A 10145-nucleotide genomic window follows, 5' to 3' on the forward strand; every position below is an offset into this window, starting at 1 on the left:
TATTTCAGGACGGGTCAGCGTTCGTAGTGTTCGGCCTATTCTTCTCTCGCTAAACCGAACACCGCTGTTACAGCCTGTCCTTCACCACCAGCGTACCCGCGATAACATCATGCAGGCATTGCTTTTGGGGGTTAAAAAAGCTGTACAGGTAGCCCGTAAATAAAGTAAGTACTGATATTATTTTAGCCAGGTTGCGGCCAGTGGCGTGAGCGCGGGTTAAGGGCAGGCCCTCCATATCGCAAACCTTTATGGCTAATAGCTGCTTGCCGTAAGTGCCTTGTTTGGCCGAGCTTTCCATGATAATATGATATACCAGGTTTACCAGGGGAATTATGACCAATAACCCCAACAGCACCGATAACCTGAATATAGTATTGGTTATAAACACCGAGGCTATCAATACCGCCACAATACAAACACCCGATACCATAAACCCATCAATAGCCGATGCCAGCAGCCGCTGGTCAAAACTGCCGAAGTACTGCAGCAGTACCTGTTTTTTAAATCCTAAAATTTCGCGCAGCTCGGCTACCTCATGGGCCTGTTTGTAATCGTCCATGGCATCGGTCTTCACAAAATCATCAGGTTTAATAGGGCGCGCCTTTAACTCGGCTAAAGTAAAAGGGCCTTCGGGTTTGCCGTTGATGACCAGGAGGTAGGTTTGCATAGTTGTTAAATATACAACAAATGTCATTTCGACGAGGTACGAGGAGAACTGTTCTCTTGAGCTTAGCGAAAAAATCTATACACGCGCTAATTGCAGATGTATAGATTTCTCACTACGTTCGAAATGACAAGAGAACTAATAAACTAAAGCTAAAGGACCATCCTTTATAACTAATGTGGACCACCCCGGCTTCGACCCGGTGATAATTTGAGCGATAAATTTCTCGCGTATATAAATGCCCACTTCTACAGCGCCATTGTCCGGCGATTCGGTCCACTCCAGATAAATTTCGCCTTTATCAGTTAAGGGCGGCACCCGTACAGACTTATCAATGTATTCTTCTGTATTTAAATAAGGTGGTTGCTGCTCATGCCAGTTGCTATTTTGTGGTGCAGATTGCTGATTATACAGCCATACTTCGCCCACCATATCCTCACCCTCCATTAAATAAGCATAGGCAACACGGCCATCATCTTCTATGATAACAGAATAGTAGGAATCGAAGTGACATTTGGCTTGTAGAGAGAAATCAGACATTGGTAGGTTTTCGACTATTTTCCCGATCTATTTTCTTGCTGAACAAATCGGACATAGAATATGCCTTTCTTTTTCCTTGTTGAATTTCCTTTATCTCTTTTAAGCCTTGTTTGATCTCGTTTAAAAGAGAAGCTTTTTTTGTCTGGTCAAGGGTCATAGTCATATATAAAGGTAATTATTAAACAGTTATCCCCATCATCTCCCTATACTCCATCTGCAACTCCACCAAACAACCGGCACACATACAGCCTTCATAATTCTCGCTGATGTATTGCACTTCGTTAATAGTTAACTGCACACCGCTGCATTGGCATTTGGTATAAGAGTTTGCCTTACACTCCATGCGTTTACCACAACGGTCGCAAGATATGATCTCGTGTTTGATGTGTTGGATCATGGTTGATAGTTCATGGTTCATAGCCCAGTTAATCAAAACAAATATAAAGCAAAAAGACCATAGCCTTTGCCAGTTTAATGACAAGAACTATGGTCTTTATATATTCAGGCTATGATCTATCAACCATGAACCATGAACTAAACTACGCGCTGCAAGTAACGCAACCCTCTTCCATTGAGCAGGTTGGGCCAGCAGGTATTTCGTCGGCTACCTGGTTAACTATTTCAGGTATTACGGCTTCCATGTTTTTACCACCCTGGTTCTCTACCGTAAATTTAACCGCTTGCGATGCTGCTTGTGTACGCAGGTAGTACATACCTGTTTTTAAGCCTTTTTTCCATGCGTAAAAGTGCATTGAAGTTAGTTTCGACGCGTTTGGCGAGTTGATGAACAGGTTTAATGATTGCGATTGGCAAATATAAGCACCTCTATCAGCAGCCATATCTATAATATCGCGCATCTTAATTTCCCAAACAGTTTTGTACAGGTCCTTCAATTCTTGTGGAATTTCGGCTATATCCTGTACTGAGCCATTTGCAGTGATGATCTTATCTTTCATGGTGTTATCCCATAAACCACGGTTCACCAAATCGCGCAGCAAATGTTTGTTCACAATGATGAACTCGCCACTCAATACACGACGAGTGTAAATATTGGAGGTATATGGCTCAAAGCACTCGTTATTACCCAATATTTGTGATGTTGAAGCAGTAGGCATTGGTGCTACTAATAACGAGTTGCGCACACCATGGTTCATTACATCTAAACGCAGGTTTTCCCAATCCCAACGTGTGCTGGCCGGCTTTTCGTTCCATAAATCAAACTGGAACTTACCTTCTGATAGCGGCGAACCTTTAAAAGTAGTGTAAGGACCATCTTGTATTGCCAGGTCTTTTGAAGCTGTCATAGCAGCAAAGTAGATGGTTTCAAATATCTCTTTGTTTAACTGTTTAGCCTCAGGGCTTTCAAACGGCATACGTAATAGTATAAACGCATCGGCCAAACCCTGTACACCTAAACCAATCGGGCGGTGGCGCAAGTTTGAATATTCGGCCTCTTTAACCGGGTAGTAATTGTTATCGATGATCTTATTCAGGTTCAATGTAGCCTGATAAGTTACTTCGTATAGTTTTTCGTGGTCAAAAGCGCCGTCACGTACATAACGCGGCAACGCTAACGAAGCCAGGTTACAAACTGCTATCTCATCGGCCGAGGTATACTCCAATATCTCGGTACATAAGTTGGAACTTTTTATGGTACCTAAGTTTTGCTGATTTGATTTACCATTGGCAGCATCTTTATATAATAAGTATGGTGTACCGGTTTCTACTTGGGCATCTAACACAGCAAACCAAAGCTCTTGTGCTTTAACGGTTTTGCGTGCACGACCTTCGCGCTCATATTTGGTGTACAGGTCTTCAAACTCTTTACCCCAGCACTCAGCCAATCCCGGTGCTTCATGCGGACAGAATAAGCTCCAGTCCTCATTAGCTTCTACACGCTGCATAAACAAGTCAGATACCCAAAGAGCATAAAACAAATCGCGGGCGCGCATTTCTTCTTTACCGTGGTTTTTACGCAGGTCTAAAAATTCAAATATATCCGCGTGCCAAGGCTCTAAATAAATAGCGAAAGCTCCTTTACGTTTCCCGCCACCCTGATCAACATAACGCGCGGTATCATTAAATACACGCAGCATTGGGATGATACCGTTGCTGGTACCATTGGTACCGCTGATGTATGAGCCTGTAGCCCTAACGTTATGTATACTTAAACCAATACCACCCGCGCTTTGCGAAATTTTGGCGGTTTGTTTTAAAGTATCATATATACCATCAATACTGTCATCCTTCATGGTTAACAAAAAGCATGATGACATTTGTGGTTTTGGTGTACCCGCGTTAAACAAAGTAGGCGTAGCGTGAGTAAACCAGCGCTCGCTCATCAGATTATAGGTTTTGATAGCGCTTGCAATATCTTCTTTATGTATACCTACCGATACACGCATAAATAAATGCTGCGGGCGTTCGGCAATTTTTCCGTCCAGTTTTAACAGGTATGATTTTTCGAGAGTTTTAAAGCCAAAGTAATCAAAACCAAAATCACGATCATAAATAATGCTGCTATCCAGTTCTTCAGCATTTTTTTGAATTATATCGTAAACATCATCAGCAAGCAATGAGGCATTTTTGCCGGTTTTGCTGTCAACATAGTTGTACAACAATTTCATTGTTTCTGAGAATGATTTGATGGTGTTTTTATGCAAGTTTGATACCGCTATACGCGATGCCAATAACGCGTAATCGGGGTGCTTGGTGGTTAATGACGCCGCCGTCTCGGCAGCCAGGTTATCCAGTTCAGACGTAGTAACCCCGTCAAACAATCCCTCAATTACCTTTTTTGCCACATCAACCGGATCAACCAGCGCGGGGTTTAAACCATAGCACAGCTTCTCGATGCGTGCGGTTATTTTGTCAAACTTTACTGACTCTTGCTTACCGTCTCTTTTTACTACAAACATAATTTTGGCGTTTATGGCTGAACTGGAATCAGCCGGTTTACTATTTATTTATTAACTGGATATTCTTGTACTCTTTTAATTAAAAATCCTCATCTAACGAGAATCCTTTGTTGTCACCACCACCTGTGTTTAATACACCGCTTTTTTGGTAATCGCCTACGCGCTTTTCAAAAAAGTTAGTTTTGCCTTGCAGCGATATCATCTCCATAAAGTCGAACGGATTGCTTGCGCCGTATACTTTAGGGTAACCTAATTCGCCTAACCATCTATCAGCTACAAACTCAATGTATTGGCCCATTAGCTTGGCGTTCATGCCTATTAAACTAACCGGCAGGGCATCACTTATAAATTCTTTTTCAATCTCCACCGCGTCGGTAATAATAGCGGTTGCGGCTTCTTTTGATAGTTTGTTTTCCAGCATACGGTAAAGCAAACAGGCAAACTCGCAGTGCATACCTTCATCGCGCGATATCAGCTCATTGCTAAAAGTTAAACCCGGCATTAAACCACGTTTTTTTAACCAGAAAATTGAACAGAAGCTACCTGAGAAGAAAATACCTTCAACCGCCGCGAAAGCTATCAAACGCTCGGCAAAGCTGCCGTTGTTAATCCAGCGCAGTGCCCACTCGGCTTTTTTACCTACACAAGGCACGGTATCAATAGCGTGAAACAGTTTATCTTTTTCTGCCGGATCTTTAATATAAGTATCTATTAATAACGCGTAGGTTTCTGAGTGGATATTCTCCATCATGATCTGGAAACCGTAAAAGCAACGGGCCTCGGGCAGTTGCACCTCGCTCATAAAGTTTACGGCCAGGTTCTCGTTCACTATACCATCGCTGGCGGCAAAAAACGCCAGGATATGCGATATAAAATGACGCTCACCGTCGTTCATATTTTCCCAGTGCTTCATATCGTCCGAAAGGTCTATCTCTTCGGCGGTCCAGAAGCTGGCTTCACATTTTTTATACATCTCCCAAATGGCGGGATATTTAATGGGAAGGATAACAAAGCGGTCTTTGTTTTCTCTGAGTAATAATTCGGTTTCTACTGCCATGCGCTTACTTTATTTTATATTTCATTCTTTTATAGCTAACCAGACGACGAACTATTAGCCGACAGCAATGCCCCAGAGCAGTTAAGGTTAAATGCGATAATTATCGCTTTAACTACTTCCAAAATCAACCTCACCAATCGTTGCTAAACAATTCTAATTTTGTACGTCTGCCCATCCGCCGTGGCGACTGAGCTCCTTTTTACCGGTAAGAATCACTGATAAAACGGATAGCTTTAAAGAACTTATAATCCAAAGATATGTGCGAATGATTTTGCCTGTTAGTGATAGTTTTGCACATCCCCTATAAGTTATAAACAAAATTGCGGGAGCGTAAAATATTATTCAAAGTATGCAGTTGGCAATGAGCATTTTGTAATGTTAATTCTTTATTTCCTTAACTATATTTTTAGCTGATCGGTTGCCATAGTGACCAGGTTTAGGCCACAGACGAAGCAGTGATTAATCCGCTCCCACTTTAACATCACCGGCAATTAAAACAAGCTTTGCAAAAAGTAAAAACGTTTAACATCGTTTAACACTTTTTTGATTATTTTTAATATTAAATAATTGATTATCAATTACTTAAATGCAAATTACCGCTAAAATGTGTTAAAATGGTTAATCTTTTTTTGGTAAAAACTTCATTGACAGCGAGTTAACGCAATGACGCGTGTTTTTTGGGGTGAGGTACTCCCCCTCAAACACGTGGCCCAGGTGGGCGCCGCAATTGCTGCATACAATTTCAACCCGTCTGCCATCGGCATCAGGTACACGTGTTACCGCTCCCGGTATCTCGTCATCAAAACTCGGCCATCCGCAATGCGATTCAAACTTAGTTTCGGATGTATACAGCGGCTGGTCGCAGCGTTTGCAAACGTATAAGCCTTCGGCTTTATTATTCAATAACTCGCCCGTAAACGCGCGCTCGGTGCCTTTATGTAGTATTACCCGCTCTTCGTCGGGGGTTAATTTATTGTAGTTACTCATGATTTCACAGATGTTTATTGATTTCGCAGATTGATACTGATATCTATCTGCTTACACAATATACGACAAAACTATTGTCCGGTTTTGTTTTTGGGTGGATGTTTACATGGGATTAACAAAAGTCGTTTTTTAAACCAACATATCATTTTAACCCCTTAAAAATAACACCATTGTGTATTCATCAAGGTAATAATCGTTTGATTTGATGGCTTTCCTTTCAAGACTAAAGGGTTCAAATCCGAAACTTTTGTATAGGCCAACAGCTCGGTTATTTGAAGCAACCACGGTTAGGTTTATTTGCTCAATATCAGGCAGTTCTTTTACTCTTTCAATTAATTTTTTCATCAATTGTTTGCCTATACCCTTTCCACTATGAGATGCCCCTACGTACATTCTAAATAATAAACCTTTATGCGCAAGTTTTTCGCGGTTAGCGATTTCCGTTTTAAAACTTACAACACCTGCCAACTTATCCTGTTCATCCAAAGCACCTAATGTAAAGCTATGGCTGTTACCCAGAGTAGGGAAAGGCTCATTTAACTCATCCTGCGGTGATATACGAAACGCATCCGGATGTGTCTTTAATCCCTTTAAAATAAAATCTTTATAGTTATAATGCTGTGTGGTAGTAAGTTCAATAATCTTCATGCGTAGTTAAATTGCATAAAACAAACAGAATAATATGCTTTGTTATTTAAAGATAAGTGTAACTGTACTGCCTTTATTAATAAAATAAAAAAATGACGTTGACCACAGGTTATTGTAAACAAAAAATCCCGGCTATCACTAACCGGGATTCTCTTTATTATATAAGGAATAAAAACCTTTCAGCTTTTACCTTTCTGCTTTCAGCCTTATGCTAACTTAGCCAGTTCCTCAGCCATTGCAGCACCAATTTCGGCAGGTGATGCAACCACACGTATACCGCACTCGGCCATAATTTTCATTTTAGCAGCAGCGGTATCGTCGGCACCGCCAACAATTGCACCCGCGTGGCCCATACGGCGTCCCGGAGGCGCTGTTTGACCGGCTATAAAACCAACAACAGGTTTAGTGCCATGCTCTTTTATCCAGCGGGCAGCTTCGGCTTCCATACCGCCGCCAATTTCGCCTATCATAATTATACCGTGGGTATCCGGATCGTTCATTAATAACTCAACCGCTTCTTTAGTTGGGGTACCGATGATCGGGTCGCCACCAATACCAATAGCTGTAGTGATACCTAAACCGGCTTTAACCACCTGGTCTACCGCCTCATAAGTTAACGTACCCGATTTTGAAACCACACCTACATTACCTTTTTTGAAAATAAAGCCCGGCATAATACCAATTTTGCTTTCATCAGCCGTAATAATACCCGGGCAGTTAGGGCCAATCAGGCGTGCATCCTTATCAGTTAAATATTCTTTTACCTGTATCATATCCTTGGTAGGTATGCCTTCGGTAATACATACAATCACTTTAATACCGGCTTCGGCAGCTTCCATTATCGCGTCGGCTGCAAATGCCGGCGGAACGAATATAATAGATACATCAGCGCCGGTTTGTTTAACGGCATCGGCAACGGTATTAAATACCGGCCTGTCTAAATGTGTTTGGCCGCCTTTACCCGGTGTAACACCGCCAACAAGCTGGGTGCCATACTCAATCATTTGCGACGCATGATAGGTACCTTCGTTACCTGTAAACCCTTGAACTATAACTTTAGAATCTTTATTTACCAGAACACTCATTTGGTCTTTTGCTTTTAGTAGCGCAAAGCTAAAATTATTGGCCTTAATGTCAAATAAAAAACACTTAAATAACACGGTAAAAGCATATTATTTTTGTAATATTATTAGGATACTTGATTAGCCACAAAATAAGCACATCAATTAAATTTTGTTTTTTAATTAATTTGGTCTACTTTCAGGCACCTAAATTTATCGCGATGAGAATTATTTTTTTCTTTCTTTTTCTATTTGTCGGAGTAAATATTTACGGGCAAAGTATTGAATATAAAAAATCATATAAAGAGGCTTTGGCGCTTGCGGCACAAACCAACAAACCGCTTTTTGTTACGTTAACACCACCAGCATTTAATATTAAGGGCCTCCCCCAGTTTCCAAGCGGACTGGACAATAAGGAAGTGGCCGACCTATACAATAAAAATTTTATCAGTGTTAAGGTAATATTTACCGATTCGACTGTAAATAATATCACCGGTAAATTGCACCCCACTATCTTCCCGTGCTATGTTTTTTTAGACAGCAAAGGCGGTATTGTTTACACATCTTCGGGTAATACAAACTTCACTATAAAATTTGAGGACATGGCCAGTCAGGCATTGTCTCGCATCGCATCGGGCAAAACTTTAACTAATTATGAACAGTTATATAAAGCCGGATCAATTACCAAACAACAGCTTAAAGAATATATCGTCCTGAAGGAGAGCCTGAATATTTTTGACAATGCTGTCCTTATTGATAAATACGTTGATATGCTGACCGTTAATGACCTGAATAACTATAAGGAAATATTGTTTGCGTTACAAGCCGGCCCCTATGCCGACAGCAAGGCTTATAAACTATTACATACTAATGAAAAGTTATTTGACAGCTTGTACAAAACCGAGCCCCTTGAAACGCGAGTTGCCATAAACAACAGAATTATTAATAATACGCGTGCCGAAGCCATCAGAACCAAAAATGCAAGTATGGCGCAGGCAAATGCCAGCTTCATGGCGCGAAGCTGGAGCAATAACTACCAGGAAGCAAACAAGGCATCAACCAGGGAGATGCTTTATTACTATAAATCTGTTAAGGATACTACGCGATATTTTCAGCAAGCTGAATATTTTTACGATACCTATTATTTGAATATAACTACCGATTCGGCCCGAAGATTACAGATAGAGGCTTTAAATAAAGCAAGGGCAGTTGCACCGGCCAACCAGCCGCCTGCTGATATCAGGATACCGGCACCTGTTCAGCAGGTATCGTTTATACAGCTAAGTCCTGCCAAAAGCGCAGAGGTGGCTAATACTTTAAACAATGCCGCCTATGATTTTTATTTGCTGGGCACGCATAATACTACCCATTTAATAAAGGCATTGGTATGGAGCCGCAGGTCTATCCAGTTAAGTCCTATGGCCGGTTATTATGACACCATGGCCCATATTATGTACCGGCTGGATTTTTATGACGAAGCGCTGCTTAACCAGAATAAAGCTATTGAAATGGCTGCCAAAGAGCCGGGCATGGCCAGCCGGATTGATAATTTAAAAGGCGAGTTAGCCAAAATGAAAAGCCACCAGTTATAATTAGTTTTTGCAAAATATTGACTTTTAATGTCAAATTAAAAACAGTTAAATAGCACTGTAAACCAATAATAATTTGTAATATTTTTAGGATAGACTGATTTGTTATAATTCATTGGGCAATGTGAATTGCTTAATGTCTTTTCTCAGGACTAAATCACTAGGGTGAATTGAGTCGTTTATCGCCAAAAATCTTTCTCTTAAATCCTCAGCGTCTGGAGCTTGAAAATATACTTTCTTCAAATTGTTCCCAACAAATTTATTAAGTATAAGTTTATCAATATCTCTATTAAAAAAAGGAAATGAATAACCAATAACGACCAAAATTTCCGTGTTGCATATTGATTCCTTTAAGTGGTTAAAAAAAGGGTTGTCGGTTTGATGTTCCCATGCAAATGATAAATGATTTTTATAAATACGCGGATTGGTACATAATTTATCATAGGCACCGATTAATTGTGGAACAAACTCTTCAATTTCGGACGTTTTAAAATTATCGATTAAGTAGCTTGTATCTCTATTACTAAAAGTGTTAGAATTAAATGTAGCTGAACAGTTCAGTTTAAATATTCCAAATTTGGATGGATCTCTAAACTGAGTAACTTCAGTTTCTTGACTACATATATTAAAAGTTTCACGGGCTACTTTTAATGAATCGTGATCCAAGAAATCTGAATATGT

The 10145-nt window shown here is 40.6% G+C and carries 10 protein-coding genes; 1 reads left to right on the plus strand and 9 read right to left on the minus strand.

Going from position 1 to position 10145, the window contains the following annotated elements:
• Nucleotides 1–67: 67 nt before the first annotated feature.
• The 8 genes from ABI367_RS07880 to sucD all read right to left on the minus strand — a co-directional run bounded on the left by ABI367_RS07880 (nt 68) and on the right by sucD (nt 7899).
• Nucleotides 68–667, minus strand: coding sequence for an RDD family protein (locus ABI367_RS07880; RefSeq protein WP_462230547.1), 600 nt, complete (start codon nt 665–667; stop codon nt 68–70).
• Nucleotides 668–802: 135 nt separating this feature from the next.
• A complete protein-coding gene (locus tag ABI367_RS07885; protein ID WP_462230549.1) occupies nt 803–1204 on the minus strand; it encodes a hypothetical protein in 402 nt (133 codons plus the stop codon).
• Nucleotides 1205–1382: 178 nt separating this feature from the next.
• Nucleotides 1383–1622 (minus strand): cysteine-rich CWC family protein, encoded by a 240-nt coding sequence (locus tag ABI367_RS07890; protein WP_462230551.1) that lies wholly within the window; start codon nt 1620–1622, stop codon nt 1383–1385.
• A gap of 121 nt (nt 1623–1743) precedes the next feature.
• Nucleotides 1744–4122 (minus strand): ribonucleoside-diphosphate reductase subunit alpha, encoded by a 2379-nt coding sequence (locus ABI367_RS07895; RefSeq protein WP_462230553.1) that lies wholly within the window; start codon nt 4120–4122, stop codon nt 1744–1746.
• Between the two features lie 79 nt (nt 4123–4201).
• Nucleotides 4202–5179 carry a ribonucleoside-diphosphate reductase small subunit gene (locus tag ABI367_RS07900; protein ID WP_462230555.1) on the minus strand — a complete coding sequence of 326 codons (978 nt, stop codon included), beginning with the start codon at nt 5177–5179 and terminating at the stop codon, nt 4202–4204.
• A gap of 618 nt (nt 5180–5797) precedes the next feature.
• Nucleotides 5798–6166, minus strand: coding sequence for a methionine-R-sulfoxide reductase (locus tag ABI367_RS07905; protein ID WP_462230557.1), 369 nt, complete (start codon nt 6164–6166; stop codon nt 5798–5800).
• A 147-nt stretch (nt 6167–6313) separates the two neighbouring features.
• Nucleotides 6314–6814 (minus strand): N-acetyltransferase family protein, encoded by a 501-nt coding sequence (locus ABI367_RS07910; protein ID WP_462230559.1) that lies wholly within the window; start codon nt 6812–6814, stop codon nt 6314–6316.
• A 206-nt stretch (nt 6815–7020) separates the two neighbouring features.
• Nucleotides 7021–7899 (minus strand): succinate--CoA ligase subunit alpha, encoded by an 879-nt coding sequence (gene sucD / locus ABI367_RS07915; protein WP_462230561.1) that lies wholly within the window; start codon nt 7897–7899, stop codon nt 7021–7023.
• 197 nt (nt 7900–8096) lie between these two features.
• Here sucD and ABI367_RS07920 point away from each other — a divergent pair, with 197 nt between their 5' ends.
• Nucleotides 8097–9467, plus strand: coding sequence for a hypothetical protein (locus ABI367_RS07920; RefSeq protein WP_462230563.1), 1371 nt, complete (start codon nt 8097–8099; stop codon nt 9465–9467).
• Nucleotides 9468–9569: 102 nt separating this feature from the next.
• Here the strand turns inward: ABI367_RS07920 and ABI367_RS07925 are convergent.
• The coding region (locus ABI367_RS07925; protein ID WP_462230565.1) for a hypothetical protein at nt 9570–10145 on the minus strand (576 nt) is incomplete at its 5' end.

Source organism: Mucilaginibacter sp. (genome assembly GCF_039935595.1).
In the GTDB taxonomy this organism is placed as follows: domain Bacteria; phylum Bacteroidota; class Bacteroidia; order Sphingobacteriales; family Sphingobacteriaceae; genus Mucilaginibacter.